At 59.0% G+C, this 14,903-nt stretch carries 21 protein-coding genes; 13 read left to right on the forward strand and 8 right to left on the reverse strand.

Annotated features, from left to right (window positions below; all coding sequences use genetic code 11):
• Positions 1–167: 167 nt before the first annotated feature.
• Both YU3_RS38485 and YU3_RS40310 read right to left on the reverse strand, forming a co-directional pair.
• Entirely contained in the window at positions 168–659 is a 492-nt protein-coding gene (locus YU3_RS38485) for a thermonuclease family protein (protein ID WP_245273757.1), read from the reverse strand.
• A 2-nt stretch (positions 660–661) separates the two neighbouring features.
• The gene (locus YU3_RS40310; protein WP_084508543.1) at positions 662–1,045 is read right to left on the reverse strand and encodes a hypothetical protein; all 384 of its coding nucleotides are present in this window, start codon (positions 1,043–1,045) and stop codon (positions 662–664) included.
• Positions 1,046–1,371: 326 nt separating this feature from the next.
• Between YU3_RS40310 and YU3_RS0135525 the strand changes: the two genes are divergently transcribed.
• Complete coding sequence (locus YU3_RS0135525) at positions 1,372–1,632, forward strand: hypothetical protein (RefSeq protein WP_027170567.1); 261 nt, start codon at positions 1,372–1,374, stop codon at positions 1,630–1,632.
• A gap of 107 nt (positions 1,633–1,739) precedes the next feature.
• Here YU3_RS0135525 and YU3_RS41515 read toward each other — a convergent pair whose 3' ends face one another.
• From YU3_RS41515 to YU3_RS38495, 4 genes are all read right to left on the reverse strand, one after another.
• Positions 1,740–1,883, reverse strand: a complete 144-nt coding sequence (locus tag YU3_RS41515) for a hypothetical protein (RefSeq protein WP_198021781.1) — start codon at positions 1,881–1,883, stop codon at positions 1,740–1,742.
• Between the two features lie 167 nt (positions 1,884–2,050).
• Positions 2,051–2,512: an Rrf2 family transcriptional regulator gene (locus tag YU3_RS0135535; protein ID WP_027170568.1), complete on the reverse strand. Its 462-nt coding sequence runs from the start codon at positions 2,510–2,512 to the stop codon at positions 2,051–2,053.
• Positions 2,513–2,570: 58 nt separating this feature from the next.
• Positions 2,571–3,035, reverse strand: coding sequence for a group III truncated hemoglobin (locus YU3_RS0135540; protein ID WP_027170569.1), 465 nt, complete (start codon positions 3,033–3,035; stop codon positions 2,571–2,573).
• A 176-nt stretch (positions 3,036–3,211) separates the two neighbouring features.
• Complete coding sequence (locus YU3_RS38495) at positions 3,212–3,727, reverse strand: PTS sugar transporter subunit IIA (protein ID WP_051334233.1); 516 nt, start codon at positions 3,725–3,727, stop codon at positions 3,212–3,214.
• 419 nt (positions 3,728–4,146) lie between these two features.
• On the opposite strand from YU3_RS38495, the gene YU3_RS0135550 reads away from it, so the two are divergent.
• From YU3_RS0135550 to YU3_RS0135560, 3 genes are all read left to right on the forward strand, one after another.
• Positions 4,147–4,560, forward strand: a complete 414-nt coding sequence (locus YU3_RS0135550; RefSeq protein ID WP_027170570.1) for a DUF5602 domain-containing protein — start codon at positions 4,147–4,149, stop codon at positions 4,558–4,560.
• Complete coding sequence (locus tag YU3_RS0135555; protein ID WP_027170571.1) at positions 4,557–5,078, forward strand: plastocyanin/azurin family copper-binding protein; 522 nt, start codon at positions 4,557–4,559, stop codon at positions 5,076–5,078. Before YU3_RS0135550 ends, YU3_RS0135555 begins: the two co-directional genes overlap by 4 nt.
• A gap of 114 nt (positions 5,079–5,192) precedes the next feature.
• The gene (locus tag YU3_RS0135560; protein WP_027170572.1) at positions 5,193–6,023 is read left to right on the forward strand and encodes an ATP-binding protein; all 831 of its coding nucleotides are present in this window, start codon (positions 5,193–5,195) and stop codon (positions 6,021–6,023) included.
• Between the two features lie 17 nt (positions 6,024–6,040).
• On the opposite strand, the gene YU3_RS0135565 is transcribed toward YU3_RS0135560, so the two are convergent.
• Positions 6,041–6,892, reverse strand: coding sequence for a LysR family transcriptional regulator (locus YU3_RS0135565; protein WP_027170573.1), 852 nt, complete (start codon positions 6,890–6,892; stop codon positions 6,041–6,043).
• A 105-nt stretch (positions 6,893–6,997) separates the two neighbouring features.
• Between YU3_RS0135565 and YU3_RS38975 the strand changes: the two genes are divergently transcribed.
• The 8 genes from YU3_RS38975 (at position 6,998) to YU3_RS0135605 (ending at position 13,775) form a co-directional block, all read left to right on the forward strand.
• Positions 6,998–7,849 (forward strand): gluconate 2-dehydrogenase subunit 3 family protein, encoded by an 852-nt coding sequence (locus tag YU3_RS38975; protein WP_084508535.1) that lies wholly within the window; start codon positions 6,998–7,000, stop codon positions 7,847–7,849.
• A 27-nt stretch (positions 7,850–7,876) separates the two neighbouring features.
• Positions 7,877–9,646, forward strand: coding sequence for a GMC family oxidoreductase (locus YU3_RS0135575; RefSeq protein ID WP_027170574.1), 1,770 nt, complete (start codon positions 7,877–7,879; stop codon positions 9,644–9,646).
• Positions 9,647–9,763: 117 nt separating this feature from the next.
• Complete coding sequence (locus YU3_RS0135580; RefSeq protein WP_084508537.1) at positions 9,764–10,171, forward strand: cytochrome c family protein; 408 nt, start codon at positions 9,764–9,766, stop codon at positions 10,169–10,171.
• Between the two features lie 39 nt (positions 10,172–10,210).
• Positions 10,211–10,429, forward strand: coding sequence for a hypothetical protein (locus YU3_RS0135585; RefSeq protein ID WP_027170576.1), 219 nt, complete (start codon positions 10,211–10,213; stop codon positions 10,427–10,429).
• A complete protein-coding gene (locus YU3_RS40315) occupies positions 10,429–10,800 on the forward strand; it encodes a DUF488 domain-containing protein (RefSeq protein WP_027170577.1) in 372 nt (123 codons plus the stop codon). The genes YU3_RS0135585 and YU3_RS40315 overlap by 1 nt, the downstream gene beginning before the upstream one ends.
• A 126-nt stretch (positions 10,801–10,926) precedes the next feature.
• Complete coding sequence (fsa, locus tag YU3_RS0135595) at positions 10,927–11,583, forward strand: fructose-6-phosphate aldolase (protein WP_027170578.1); 657 nt, start codon at positions 10,927–10,929, stop codon at positions 11,581–11,583.
• A gap of 279 nt (positions 11,584–11,862) precedes the next feature.
• On the forward strand, positions 11,863–13,395 hold the full coding sequence (locus tag YU3_RS0135600; protein WP_027170579.1) for an FAD-dependent oxidoreductase: 1,533 nt from the start codon (positions 11,863–11,865) through the stop codon (positions 13,393–13,395).
• An 83-nt stretch (positions 13,396–13,478) separates the two neighbouring features.
• On the forward strand, positions 13,479–13,775 hold the full coding sequence (locus YU3_RS0135605) for a hypothetical protein (protein ID WP_027170580.1): 297 nt from the start codon (positions 13,479–13,481) through the stop codon (positions 13,773–13,775).
• Positions 13,776–13,987: 212 nt separating this feature from the next.
• Here YU3_RS0135605 and YU3_RS42050 read toward each other — a convergent pair whose 3' ends face one another.
• On the reverse strand, positions 13,988–14,347 hold the full coding sequence (locus tag YU3_RS42050) for a hypothetical protein (RefSeq protein ID WP_245273753.1): 360 nt from the start codon (positions 14,345–14,347) through the stop codon (positions 13,988–13,990).
• Positions 14,348–14,369: 22 nt separating this feature from the next.
• Here YU3_RS42050 and YU3_RS42325 point away from each other — a divergent pair, with 22 nt between their 5' ends.
• A complete protein-coding gene (locus tag YU3_RS42325) occupies positions 14,370–14,723 on the forward strand; it encodes a universal stress protein (RefSeq protein ID WP_348631208.1) in 354 nt (117 codons plus the stop codon).
• Positions 14,724–14,903 lie beyond the last annotated feature (180 nt).

Consider the following 14,903-nt stretch of genomic DNA (forward strand, 5'->3'; position numbering starts at 1 on the left):
GCGCGCAGTACCGCCGCGGCTCGCATGAAAGGCCGCCGCTTTGCGCGACCAACTTGCGGCTGACTATGCCGAGCGGCTGGCTCGCCGGCGCAGCGCCATCGCTATGTGACGCGCGCCAATCCCACGGCGCGTCGAACTTGCCTACCCAAAGACCGAGCTTCGCCGCTTCAGCCTTCGCCTGTTGCGGCGCATAGGGGCCAATCGAGCGCCTGGCCGTGCTCGACCATCCACGCTGCCACGCTGGTGCCGTCTGCGCGCCGGCAGTCGCCCACGAACCGGTGATAGCGGTCCCAAGTCACGAACGTGCATTGCACCGGCCGCGAAGCCGCCAGGAAGCCATCCAGCGCTTCGGCCGATCGTCGGCCGCAGGGGTATTCGAAGCCCTTGGCGTCGTCGCAATATTGCTTGCTCTCCGGCGCGTCGATGCCGTTGAAGCGGATCCGCTGCCCGTGAACTTCGATCGTATCGCCGTCGACGACCGATGCGACGCCGGCGATCGGCTGCGGCTTAGGACCGAGCAGGTTCGAAACGCTGATGTCGGGCAGGCGATCACTATGTTGGATGAGGGTCTGCGCAGCCAGTGCGCCGGCAGCGGCAACGGTGAGGAAGATCAGCCGCCTTGGCACCGCGTTGCGCGATCGCCTTCGTTGCCAGCGCATCGTCAATCCGCCTCGTGCCCGGTGCGGCCACCCGGCTTAGCTTCCGCAGCTCGTTCACCACAGGGCCGGCCCAAGCTGTCGACCTGCGTTCGCAGATCGCAGGGGTGGTTGCCGGAATCGCCACCACCCCCTTGGGAAGAAGCTTGGTCCGGCGCGAGTGGCAGGCCGCGATAGTGTTGCACAACACCAGCGCTTCGTTGTCCGTCGCCTTCGATATGGGTGTTGTTGCTATTTGGGTTAAACGGATCGACCGTCTGCAACAGGCGATTGTTATTGTTGGCGTCGCCGGACGCCAGCGCCATCGTGTCATAGTTGTTCAGGTAGTCGGCGGCGCAGCCGGATACTGCCAGCACCGCCGCAAGGCAAAATAGAGTTCGCCTGTGCATTATCCCCACCCCCAAAAGGACGATGACACGGGGAGATATATTTTGCAAATCTGCAAGTCGTGAGCCTGCTTTGCGACTCACGCCGACCAGCCGGGCCACCTGTTGTCGATCATCGACATACCGGCGCAGTAGTAGTCATAAACGAACCGTCCGGTTGCCATGTCGCGGCACCGCCACATCAGGCTATAGTTCGGTCCGTAGAACTGATCCCAAGCGACGCTGTAAGTCGGAGGCGGCGTGTAATAGCCTCCGCCGCCATTCTTTGCTGCCGCTCCCGCAGCCACTGCCAGGCCGGTGGCGTCAACTGGGCGGGCATCATCGCCTGGGTGGTTGCCGGTGGTATCGCGGCATACTATTCGGATTATGCCTTCGTCATCGGCTTCCCGCTCGGTGTGGTGCTATACTATTTGCTCATGAAAACGCTGGTGTTGCCAACCAATCCACAGCAGGAAATAGAAAGTGGGTATGCGGACCACTATCTGGCAACCTCCGTCGGCAAGAGTTGGGTCCATCTCGGCCAGGGCACATTCCAGCGGATGAGCGTTTCCGAACTCGGCACCGCTAGTGCAGGTCGCGAAGACCTTTAACCGTTAAATCGTCAATACAGCTAGCGCTGGTGAGGCGCCGCAGCATTGCTGCGGCGCCCAAGTTCACGAGCCGCTTTCTCGATTGCGCCACACGCCCTCATTGCGAATTAGACAAACATCATGACGACTATCGCGCCGATGACGATAAGGACAAGTCCGCCGATAAGCATCGGCAACAGACTGTTGTCCGGGTCGACGCCAGACTCAAACGGCTTCGTTATCGGCTTATCGTTCTTCTTTGGTTCATCCATGGCTCGTCTCCGTGCGAGAAAAATTGGTATGTCTCGTAAAGAAGCAACGCCAGCTAGGGCAGCGTGACGGCGGGTCTGCTCCGTCCTCAAATTGATGCGGCGAGATGGTGCGACTCCTGATCCTTCGCCGCGAAACATTTTGTCTCCGATCGTAAAGAGATGTCGACCTACCCGCGGCTTCGCGCTACGCTGGAAGCTTGAGGGGTTGACAGCCTGCCGAGGAAATCTTGAGGCATCAGTGCGACGTCGGCCAACGTGTAACGGTCAAGGATGCTCTGGAAGGAGGCTATCGCTTCACCAAACATACTTGAAAGCTTGCAGGAGCCGGTGAGCACACATTGGTTTCCCGTGGCAAAGCACTCCACGACCGCGAAATCCGGCTCGGTCAGCCGTATGACATCGCCGATCCGGATCATCTCGGGCCGGAGTCGCAAAACAAGGCCGCCAGAACGGCCGCGTACCGCCTTCAGGTAACCGCCGCGCGTCAGGGTATTGGCGACTTTGTTGAGGTGTGTCTTTGACACCTTAAAGGTGCGGGCAGTCTCCTCGATCGTGATCAGGCGATCGCCAGCGGAGGCCGCGTACATCAGCATCCTCAAAGCATAGTCCGAGAAATTGGTCAGCCTCACGGGCGGTTCCTCCCTTGGATCGGGCTGCTATGGGAACAACTCACAAATCAATTCGGCATCACAGGTCGTCCTCGACGATAGGTTCGATTCCAATCGTGGCTTCGCCACGGCTAAAGGCGACCGCGAGTCGGAAACTGTGAGCGATGCGCAGCGCGCGGTTCATGAACAGCGCGGCAACCTCGGGCGGGCAGATGCTCCGCACCGTGGCGCGAAACAACTTCAACCAACGCTGGAAATGCGCTTCGCCAAGGCTGGCTATTGCCAGATGTGGCGGTAGTGGTCGCCCTTCGTACCGGGCCGTTCGCAGCAGTGTCGCAGACCAGAAGTCGCACATCTTTGCCAGATGATGAGGCCACTCGTCGGGCTGTATCCTCTGATGGAAAATGGGGCCAAGAAGCTCATCGTGGCGAATTTCGTCATAGAAACCGTGGACTACACGGCGGATCATTGCCTCGTCGAGTATATCGGGCAATGGCACGCCGTCGACCACGATTGTTCTCTTGCTTCGACCGTTCGCGGTCATCCTGAAGCTCCTGTTTTCTCCGACGCAAGCAGGCTGAAGCCATGGGTTCGCCCTTCGATGAATCGTCTATAAAAGATAGATTGTCAATCTATCTTATTGCGCAACAAACCCCATGATGACCTGCACCAGAAGTGGGTTTGTCCGACCCAGCCGCCAATGACGAGTAGCCCTGATTCCTAGGCATTTCCGAACTGCCAGGAGATCACAACCCAAGGCTTGAGGTGGGAAATATTGGGGCATTGCTGATGCGGCTCAGTTTCGAGAATCGCCAACGCCTCATCAGATGAACGTGCCAGCCGGAGTCGCTCCCGAACCTGAGGTGCCCGAAGCAGGCGACATATTTGCGAAAGGGCAGGGAGAAAGGTGGAAGTCGCAGAGCTCGGCCAGAGCACGGTATAAATGAGATCTACGGGGTCGTCGTCAGGGCCCTCGAAATCAACGGGCTGGGCCAAGCGTGTCAAAGACGCGACAGGCGAATAGATTGTACTGAGTAGAGCGTGGGGGATTGCGATGCCACGACCGATGCCCGTTGAACCGAGACGCTCGCGGTCGAAAAGACCGCGCAGAACCATCTGCTCGTCAAGCCCAGTTCTCCGAGCAATCCTGATCGCAATTTTTGACAAGGCTGATTGCTTTCCCTTGGTCACAAGGCCAAGCAAAATGTCCTCTTCTAACAAGGTGGGGGAGATCATCAGAGCCAACCTCGTGTGACACGCACTCGCAAACGGGCATCCAGCCGCACTGCTTAAGCAGGGCAGAGTTCACAGGGAATGAAGTGGAGGTCCTGGCTGTCCCGGACGCGAAGCCAGCGCCTTCTCGCGTCCGGGCTAGGGGCTTGTTTTGAGGCGTTTCGGCTCTCGCCGAAAATCGAGGCTGAAAATATTCATAGCTATTCAGAGGTAGTGAAGGTTCTTTCGAAATCAAGCGAACAGTGCATGGCTGGCGAACAGAAATAATGCACTGAAATGGCAGTTAATTTCGTTTGACGAACATCGCCGTCTCCTCCTTGCTGGGCGGGTCCGAACAGGCCGTGTCAGCGACAAGGGTCGGAGTTTAGGTCTTCCAAATTTCGGCAGTCGCGCGGCTTCTACTTAAGCAAGGAGTTACCGTGATGAAAAAGCTCGCCCTCGCAGTTGTCATGACAATGGCCAGCTCGTTTTGCGCCATGGCGGCGAATGATGTCACCAAATCTCCACCAACTGCTCCTTACCAACAGGTCAGCAAGCTTGTGAAATTGCCCGACTTCCTACCAGGCATGGGCCAGCTCTTCGTTGATCCGGCTACATTGCCGGCGGGACCATTCCTTGCCTATGACCACGACGGCAAGCTTGTCAGCACCATCTACATGCTGCCGATCAAGGATCTCAATCCGGACAAACGTTTTGACAACCTCGCGGCCCCGGGCGGAAATGTCGACCATGTCGACGTCTACTACAATGCCGGCCATCCAGGCGTCGAAGTCCCGCATGCCCACCTCGTGCTGTGGCATGTCTCGGTCGCCGACGAAGCGCGGGTCGCCAAATGACACTCACGCGTCGTGAGATACTTGGTGCGGGCGGCGGTCTCGCCGCCCTCTCGCTTTCTTCTTCGGCCGTATGGTCCGGCGAGATCGTCGAAATCGAGATGCAGGGTCGCAACGATGGCTCGCAAGTCTGGTTCGATCCCATCGGCATTCTTGTCAAGCTAGATCAAGCGGTCCGTTGGACCAATCTCAATCCTGGCAATTCGCACACGACGACTGCATACAGCCCGAAAAATTCGGGGCGACCGCTCCGCATGCCCAGGGCGGCAAAATCGTGGGATTCCGACTACCTCATGCCGGGCGAAAGCTTTTCGGTCACCTTCACTGAACAGGGGGTCTACGACTATTATTGCATCCCGCATGAGCACGCTGGAATGGTCGGCCGCATCATTGTCGGCGAACCCGAGGCGAACGGTTGGACTAAACTTGCCGGGGCGGATGACGGCCTCCCAGAGGAGGCCCTCAAGGCATTTCCGACGGTCGAAGACATCATGGCGAAAGGGATCGTCCGGCGCGCTTAGGCCATCCATGAGACATACGACTATCGGCAACAGGGAGGACTGAACACGACGATGCTAGTGGAAGCGCGAGTTTCCTGAGCGTCGCCAGTTATCGATCGATTGGGGGCGACCTTCATGACAGGCAATATTTATCCGGACGATATTCAATCACGATCCCAGGTGGAGCGCGACGAGAGCGCTCATGTATCGGACATGCCTCTCGATGTCCGAACTGCTGCCCAACAACGTGAGCGTGCGACACATCGGCTTGCCGCCTTGGGCGAGATGACTGGCGGTATTGCCCATGATTTCAGGAATCTCCTGGCAGTAATCGAATCCGGCCTGAGGCTTGCGGAGAGACGAGCCGACGAGCCCGAAAGTGTGCGGGCCTACATTGCCGCCGCACGGGAAGGAATCGACCGAGGGATCGAATTGACGTCGCAGCTGCTCGCCTTCGCAAAGCATCAGGAACTCGATGCCCACGCTGGCGACTTGAATGAGTTCCTCAGCTCGTTCGAGCCTTTCCTCAGGTATGGCGCGGGACCGGACATCAGGGTGAAACTCGAACTTGGTTCAGGTATCCCGCACTGCCTGATCGATCCCGCATTTTTCGACGCAGCGGTGCTTAATCTTGTTATCAACGCGCGGGATGCCATGCCAAATGGCGGCGAGATCCAGGTTACTACCGGGCGATTGGTACAGACGAACGCATCACCTGATCCGCCAGGGCCGGGAACCTACGCGTGCGTTCGCGTGAAAGATCACGGTTGCGGCATGCCTCCGGAGGTCTTGCAAAAGGCATTCGATCCCTTCTTCACGACGAAGGGCGAGAAGGGCACAGGGATAGGACTGTCGCACGTGCAGGCATTGGCGCAGATGGTTGGTGGCCAGATCCGGGTTGCGAGCGAGCAAGGCGTCGGAACGACCGTCGATATCCTATTCCCTGCAATCCATGCGGACACGTAAACGTCCAACAAGAATTCCTATAATTGGGTCTCGTCGCGTGCGACGGAATGCAGTCCTGCAAGAGCGGGACCTACGACGCTTTCGTCCGCACTTGCGGATTGCACCGCGTACACCGGATAGGAGAATTGCGGCATCTCAGGCACAAGATGCAGCCGGCCGGCTGTTATGTGAGGCTGCACAGAACTCATCCTGAAATACCCGGAGCCGCCAGTCGCAAGAACATAGCTCAGTGCGAGCGGACCGAGATCGAAAGAAAGATCGGGCGCAGCACTCGGGAAATTCATTCCGTGGTGAAGTCCAAAATCCGGCCCCCAATCCATATAAACATAATCGGATTCGTCCAGGAGGCGCGCTTCGGAATTGGTAGTCACGAGGACGAGTTTTTCATCCAGAAGTAGATCGATCTTCAAACCCGGTCTATGCGGTGGGTTGTACATGATCGCTAAGTCGACCATTCCCGATGCCACCTGATTGATCAAATCCTGCGGCACATCGACGTGTACTCGAAGGGCAATGTCTTGAAGCGAGCGGCGCATCCACCGGACCCAATCGAGCAGAAGGGGTTGCGCAAGGCTGACTTCGCTGCCGACCGTCAGAACGGCTCGGCGTCCCGGGGGCACGGCAACCTGGTGAAGGGTGCGTTGCCATAGTTGGACGAACATCGGGGCGTGGCGCAGGAACTGTTCACCAGCCGGGGTGAGCGCCGCGCCGCCCTTGTGGCGGACAAAAAGCGCGCGGCCCAATTGCTGCTCGAGGTTGCGAATCCGTGCGCTTACGGTCGTCTGGGCGACATTCAGGCGCTCCGAGGCCCGAATGAAACTCCCCGTCGCAACGATTTCGATAAACGTGCGGGCCAGCTCAATGTCCATGTTACACATAGCATAAAAATTGCGCTTAAATGTCAATGAATTTCGTTTGCTAGATAGCAAGCGCGAGCAATAGGCTTCATCGAAATCCACCAAGCCTAGCGCTGGATGCTGCGCAGCGCCGGTTGGAGCGGGCGCAAGCTCTCTCCAGTTCCCCATCGTTGTGCCTGCAGCGTCACAGGAGGAATCATGTCGGCAAGAGAAAAGAGCCAAGGCGATGTGGGGCGGCGCGATTTTCTGAAGCTGTTCGGCGCCGCCGGCGCTGCCGGAGCGGCGGCGAGCACCCTGCCGCTTGGGGCATCGGCGTCGGCGGACGAAATCATGGCTGCGACGGCCGATACAAAACATCATCACGTGACCGCCGCCACCGAACCTCACGCTGGAGGCATTGGCTATGAATTCTTCAATGTCGATGAGTCGGCTTTCATCGAGGCGGCCGTCGATACGCTCATTCCAAGCGATTCGACAGGCCCCGGCGCCAAGGAACTCGGCGTCGCGACCTACATCGACCGTCAGATGGCCGCCGGATACGGCAAGGGCGACCGCCTGTACCTGGAAGGGCCGTTTGGCGAGGGTACGCCCGAGCAGGGCTATCAATTGCCGATGACGCCATCGGAACTGATCCGTGCCGGCATCGCCGATGTCAGTGCCTACGTACAGAAAAACCACAAGAGCACCTTCGACGGCCTTTCGGCAAAGGATCGTGCCGCGGTGATGACCGAACTCGACGGCAAGAAGGTCGAGCTTCCGACGGTGCCGACCGCGACCTTCTTCGGGCTTCTGCTCCAACTCACGATCGAGGGCTATCTGGCCGACCCGATGTATGGCGGAAACAAGGACAGGGCGGCCTGGAAGATGATCGGATTCCCGGGTGCCGACGCCATGTACATGGACAAGATCGGACCGTTTCGGAACAAGCCCTATACGGCTGAACCGAAGGGCATCCAGGATCTCGTGTGATCGGCGCAAGAAGAAGGAGACTATAACATGGCCACCAAACTAAACGCGGTCGATGTCCTGATTGTCGGCCTGGGCTGGACGGGCGGCATCATTGCCAAGGAACTTGCTTCGACCAAGCTGAAAATCGTCGCCCTTGAGCGGGGAGGCCCGCGTGACACCAATCCGGATTTCATCGACCCGCAGATCCATGACGAGCTGCGCTACGCCGCCCGCTACGATCTCATGCAAAACGTGCGGCGGGAAACCATCACCTTCCGCAACGGTGAATCGCAAACCGCGCTGCCGATGCGCCAGCTGGGCTCGTTCCTGCCCGGCCAGGGTGTCGGCGGCGCCGGCGTGCACTGGAACGGTGTCACCTGGCGCTGGCTCGAATGGGATCATCAAGCGCGCACCCGGACGGTCGACAAATACGGCGAAAAGATCATCCCTTCGGATATGCACCTGCAGGACTGGCCGATCACCTATGACGATCTCGAGCCCTATTACGACAGGTTCGAAAAGACCTGCGGCACCTCCGGCAAGGCCGGCAACATCAACGGCCGAAAGATCGATGGTGGCAACATCTTCGAAGGATCGCGAAAGGAGGAATACCCCAATCCGCCGATGATCGCTGCGCAGAGCATGGTGATGTTCGAGAAGGCGGCCCGTAATCTCGGCTACCATCCTTTCCCCAATCCGTCCTCAAACGCGTCGCGGGATTACGTCAATCCCGATGGCGTGGCCTTCGGCCAATGTCACTATTGTGGCTTCTGCGAGCGTTTCGGCTGCGAGGCCAATGCCAAGGCCAGCCCGCATTTCACCGTCATTCCGCTGGCGCTGAAGAACCCGAATTTCGAACTGCGCACCAACTCGATCGTGCTGAAGGTCAATCTCGACTCGACCCGCAAGAAAGCGGTCAGCGTCAGCTATCTCGACGCACGCGGCCGGGAGTTCGAACAGCCTGCCGACCTCATCATCCTGTCGGCCTATGCGCTCGGCAACGTCAACCTGCTGCTGCAATCGGGCATCGGCGTGCCTTATGACCCGGCCACGGGCAAGGGCGTGGTCGGCCGCAATTACGCGTACCAGTGCGGCGGCGGGGCTACGGCCTTCTTCGACAAGGAAACCATCCTCAATCGCTTCATGGGCGCCGGCGCGCTCGGCACGACCATGGACGATTTCAACGGCGACAACTACGATTTCGTGAAGGCTGGCTACATCGGCGGCGGCGGCATCAGCTGCAGCAACTCGGGCGCCCGGCCCATCCAGTCGCATCCAACTCCGCACGGCACGCCGCGCTGGGGTTCCGCCTGGAAGAAGGCGGTGGTCGACAATTACGACCACGCGGCCAGCGTCGGCAACCAAGGCGCGGTGATGGCCTACCGGCAGAACTATCTCAGCCTCGACCCGACCTACACCGACGTCTTCGGGCGTCCGTTGATGAGGATGACGTTCGACTTCCAGGACAACGAGGTCAAGCAGATGAACGGTCAGGCCGACATCTGTGTGAAGATCGCCAAGGAGATGGGTGCGACCAAGGTCGATCGGAGCATTCCCCCCGTGCCCTATTCGATCGTGCCTTATCAAAGCACGCACAACACGGGTGGGGCAGTGTTTGGAGCCGATCCGAACACCAGTGTCCTGAACAAATACCTTCAAGTCTGGGATGTCCCGAACGTGTTCGTGACCGGCGCTTGCGTGTTTCCCCAGAACGCCGGAAAGAACCCGACCGGACCAGTAGGCGCTCTTGCCTACTGGGCGGTAGACGCGATCAAGAACCAGTATCTGAAGAACCCCGGCCCACTGGTTACCTCCTGAGGCAACGCTGCCGGATCCGGATCCGCGGTTCGGGTCCGGCAGACTGGGTGCGTTCGACCCCATATTGCCAAGGCCAGTCGACCGGAATCAACCCGTACCTCGTTGAAAGAAGCAAACATGAAATCGAGCATGCTTAGATTGATGACCGCAATTCTCACTGCAGTCGGGTCGGCCCATGCGCTGGACGCATCCCAAGGCAACGCCGAAGCCGGCGCAACCGTCTTCAAGAGGTGCATGGCCTGCCACTCGGTCGGCCCAGACGCAAAGAACGGAGTAGGTCCGGTCTTGAATGGCGTCGTCGGCCGGGCGGCCGGCGTATATCCTGGCTACGATTATTCCGCGGCGAACAAGAATTCCGGTCTGACCTGGGATGAACCGACGCTGGCGACGTATCTGCACGCACCACGCAAACTGGTGCCCGGCACAAAGATGACATTTGCCGGTCTCAGCAAGGACCAGGAGATCGCCGACGTGATCGCCTATCTGAAACAGTTCAACGCACAGGGCCAGAAGGTCGGTCTTTGAGTCAGGCGGCAACCTTCCGGATCGCAAAGCACGACCTTTATGAAGTTCCTGCTCCACCAGGGCCTGGGATATTCCTCGATCCACCAGATCGGTGACTACCTGCGCAGCCATGGTGCGGGTCGTCACTGGATCGAGCGATATCGCGGCGACGTCTTTCTGGTCGTATCAGACAAAGCCGACGAGGCGATCCTTAGAAATGAATTCTCCGACCTTCTTGATGCGGTCAACGAGACGGAGACAGACGGGACACGACGCTAATGAACGAAAACGTCCTCGGCGAGAAGGTGAAATTGAAACGGGCATATGAGAGTCCCGCTACCGACGATGGCAAGCGAGTGTTGGTCGACCGGCTTTGGCCGCGAGGGGTCAAGAAGACCGAAGCCGCCATCGACTGTTGGATGAAGGAACTCGCGCCAAGCACTGAGCTTCGGCAATGGTTCGGACACGATCCAGCCCGTTGGGAGGAATTCCGCCGGCGATATGCGGCGGAAATCCACGAACATCGCGGTGAACTCGAGCGACTGCGCGACATGATGCACGAGGGTGCCGTCACCCTCGTCTACTCGGCTCATGACGAGGCTCATAACGATGCCGTCGTCCTTAGAGAGATTTTGCTGAGACACCGATAGAGACGGGTCGCTCCTCCACCGCCATTGGGCGTGCGATCACGGCCGCGACAACAAACTCTCCGGGAACCAAAGCAGAAAACACTCATCCAATGATCGATGGGCGCGTTCACCTTAGAGGAGAAGACGATGAAATTCTTCGTCGATACTGCCGATATATCCGAAATTCGCGAGCTTGCCGCCGCTGGCGTTCTCGACGGGGTGACCACAAACCCGTCGCTTGTAGCAAAGACGGGACGACCGATCAGGGATGTGATCAAGGAGATTTGCCAGGCTATCGAGGGTCCGGTTTCAGCGGAAGTCACCGCGACCCATTTCGACGGCATGGTCGCCGAGGGAAAGCTTTTGGCCGGCATCGCCGCCAATGTGGCTGTCAAGGTGCCATCTACCTGGGATGGGTTCAGGGCTTGCCGGGCGCTCAGTCAGCTCCGCCACAAGGTCAATGTCACCCTGTGCTTTTCAGCCAACCAGGCGCTGCTCGCAGCCAAGGCGGGCGCGACCTTCATTTCGCCGTTCGTCGGCAGGCTCGACGATCTTGGTCTGGACGGCATGGAGGTGATCCGAGAGATCCGCAAGATCTACGACAACGACAAATCCTTCACGACGGAAATCCTGGCATCTTCAATTCGCACCCCTCTCCATGTCAAACAGGCGGCGATCGCAGGCGCAGATATCGCGACCGTACCGCCAGCGATACTCAGAGGCCTCGCCAGACATCCACTCACCGAGAAGGGCCTGGAGTCCTTTCTTGCCGACTGGGGAAAGACTGGGCAGGCAATCCTGTAATTGGGCGCAAATCCTGTAATTGGGCGCAGTGGAATCTCCGACTGAAGCCATCATGAAAACTGCATTCAATTACCGATTAAATTCGTTTGCATGATATCCGCGAGAGCGGGAAACTGCGGTGTGAAGCCACTCAGCCCAGGGCGTGACACGCTCGGAATGTTGGCGCAGGTGGTGCTGAGAATCTGAAGGCGCACTAGCCAGGCAGAACGCATCCCGAAGCAGTGGGATTGCCGCTTCGCCCCCGAGCGGTTTTGACACCGGATCGCCAAGGAGAAGAATATGGCTGAAGCTGATACCAAATCAAACGGTCCGGATCTGGTCCAGGGGATCGCGCTGTCCGACCTTCCCGATGGCGGAAAGCTTGTCGGCCATTGCGGCGACGAGCAGGTGTTGCTGGTGCGCCGCGGGGCCGAGATCTTCGCCATCGGCGCGACATGCACACATTATGGCGGGCCGCTCGGTGACGGTCTTGTAGTAGCGGATACCGTTCGATGCCCGTGGCATCACGCTTGCTTCGATTTGCGCACAGGCGAAGCCTTGCGAGCGCCTGCCTTCAATCCACTCGCTTGCTGGTCGGTGGAACAGCGCGATGGTCGGATATTCGTGGGCGAGAAACTCAAACGGACGACGCCGAAGCCGCGCGGCGGAAGCGCTGGCGGGCCACCCGAGAAAATCGTGATTGTCGGCGGCGGCGCGGCTGGTTTCGCGGCGGCCGAAATGCTGCGGCGGGAACAGTACCAGGGCAGCATCGTCATGATTAGCGACGACCATGCGCCGCCCATCGACCGGCCGAACCTCTCAAAGGACTACCTCGCCGGAAAGGCCCCGGAGGACTGGATCCCGCTCCGCGGGGAGAAATTCTATTCAAAAAACAACATCGACCTGCGCCTCGATACGAAGGCCGTTGATATCGACCTGCGTTCCCGCGAGGTCGTCCTCATCGATGAAGGAAGGCTTCCTTACCACAGGCTGCTGATTGCGACTGGCGCCGAACCCGTCCGCCTGACCATCCCCGGTGCCGACCAGCCACACGTTCACACGCTGCGCTCGTTTGCAGATTGCAAGGCGATCATCGAGCGAGCCACGACTGCGCGCCGCGCCGTCGTGCTTGGCGCCAGTTTCATTGGCCTGGAAGTTGCCGCAGCCCTGCGCGCGCGCAATATCGAAGTTCATGTCGTGGCGCCGGATAAACGGCCCATGGAACGGGTCCTCGGTCCGCAAATGGGCGACTTCATCCGCGCACTCCACGAGGAGCATGGCGTCGTATTCCATCTCGAGAACACGCCGGCCAGCATCGACGGTAGGAAGGTGAAACTTAGCAGCGGCGGTACGTTGGCGGCCGATTTCGTCGTCGTCGGCATCGGCGTGCGGCCGCGAACCGGACTTGCCGAAACGGCGGGGCTGGTCGTTGATCATGGTGTCGTTGTGGATGGCTTTCTGGAGACGAGCGAGCCAGGGATATTCGCGGCCGGCGACATTGCGCGGTGGCCAGATCCTCATAGTGGCGAGAACATTCGGGTCGAGCATTGGGCGGTTGCGGAGAGGCAGGGGCAAACCGCGGCCCTGAACATGCTCGGCCATCGCGAGAAATTCGCAGCCGTGCCGTTCTTCTGGAGCCAGCACTACGACGTACCCATCAACTATGTCGGCCATGCTGGGCAATGGGACGAGATTGCTGTCGATGGAGACATCAGTGCCAGGGACTGCCTGCTGCGCTTCAAGCACGAAGGGCGCACGCTGGCTGTCGCTTCGATCTTCCGTGACATCGAGAACCTGGAGGCCGAGGCCGGGATAGAGCGCCAAATAGCCTAGCAAGCGCTCTGCGGCAGTCAGGGTCGAAAGAGCGCGGTCAAATGGCGAACGGGAATGTGGTTGTAACTGAAAGGAGTTCGACTATGTCCACACTGCAGCAGGAACTTGGCGTCACCGACGGTTTGCGCACTGTTGGGTCCGCCCAGCACTATTCAAAGGTCGTGAAATTCATCGACGAGGTCGCCAGGCAGGCTGCGAACGATGCACCCACCTCGGTCGAAATCTTTTCGGACAGGGGCCGCTGGTACTGTAGGGTCCGTCGCGGCGATGAAAAGACCCGGCCGATGGGGCCCTATACCAAACAACAGGCTGAGCGGATCCAGGAGGCTCGGAGACTGTTGATCGCAAAAAGAGGTACCGCTCGGATCATGTTCGAGTAGGGAGAGGACGTTCTCGGTCACGCTGGCCGGCGCACTCCTCACCACAACGATCGTTCATCATCGGCTTTTTTGAAACTGTGCAGGTAGACCTCCGGCTTTGAGGGTTGCCGCCTTGTGAAGCCGCGTTGCGCGGCAGGATGTCTGTTGACGTTCTCCCCTTGGCCGAGCCGGCATCATCTCCAACGTGGAAGGAACGCCCAATGGGCTACAAGTCAATCGTTCTCAATCTCGACATCGACGGTATGATCGCTCCTGTAGTCAAGCTTGGCGTCGACCTGGCCCAGCGATTCGAAGCGTGCCTGATCGGTCTCTCGGCGGCCGACGTTCCTCCGCCCGTCGTGATGGAAGGAGGAGTGGCCTTCGAAGGAGAGAGCATGATGCGCCAGCGGAAGAACATCGAGCGACGAATTGAGGACCTCCGCGCGGAATTCGAAGGCCTTGCTGGCACAACGGTTGATACGCAATGGCGTGGGGCTGTGGCCAATCCGACCCGCTTTCTGGTCGACTCGGCCCGCGTGGCCGATCTCATCGTCACGGCATCGCCCGAGGTTGCCTCTTCTGGCAACGTTCATCGTTCCACAGACCCTCGGCAACATGATCCTTCAGGCAGGACGGCCAGTCTTTGTCGCCTCGAGCAACCAGGAAAATTTCCGCATCAACAAGATCCTTGTCGGATGGAAGGACACGCGTGAAGCCAGGCGCGCGGTTATTGACGCCATGCCCTTTTTGCAAATGGCTCAGGAGGTTCATGTCATTACGATCGACAATGACGCATCCGACGAAACCTGGAGCAGTCTGGACGATGTTGTTGCCTCACTTTCCTTTCACGGCGTAAAGGCGAAGGCGTCCGTTTTTCCCGAAAAATCCGATGGCGGAACGATCGCCGATGTAGCCGACGCGACGCATGCGGATCTGATCATATCGGCGCCTACGGCGACAGCAGGTTGAGGGAGCGGATCTTCGGCGGTGCTACACGCTTGCTGCTTGAAAATGATCGACTGAACCGAGTCATGTCGAACTGATCAAGATAGCAAATAGTGGATGCACATCGTCATAAGCTGGCAAATCTGCGGGTGCCGCGCAGCGTCCGGGACTGCGACCAGGCTGTCAGCCAGGCTTGCCGAAGAG

Origin of the sequence: Mesorhizobium sp. WSM3224, from assembly GCF_000427725.1 — a bacterium.
Taxonomy (GTDB): Bacteria; Pseudomonadota; Alphaproteobacteria; order Rhizobiales; family Rhizobiaceae; genus Mesorhizobium.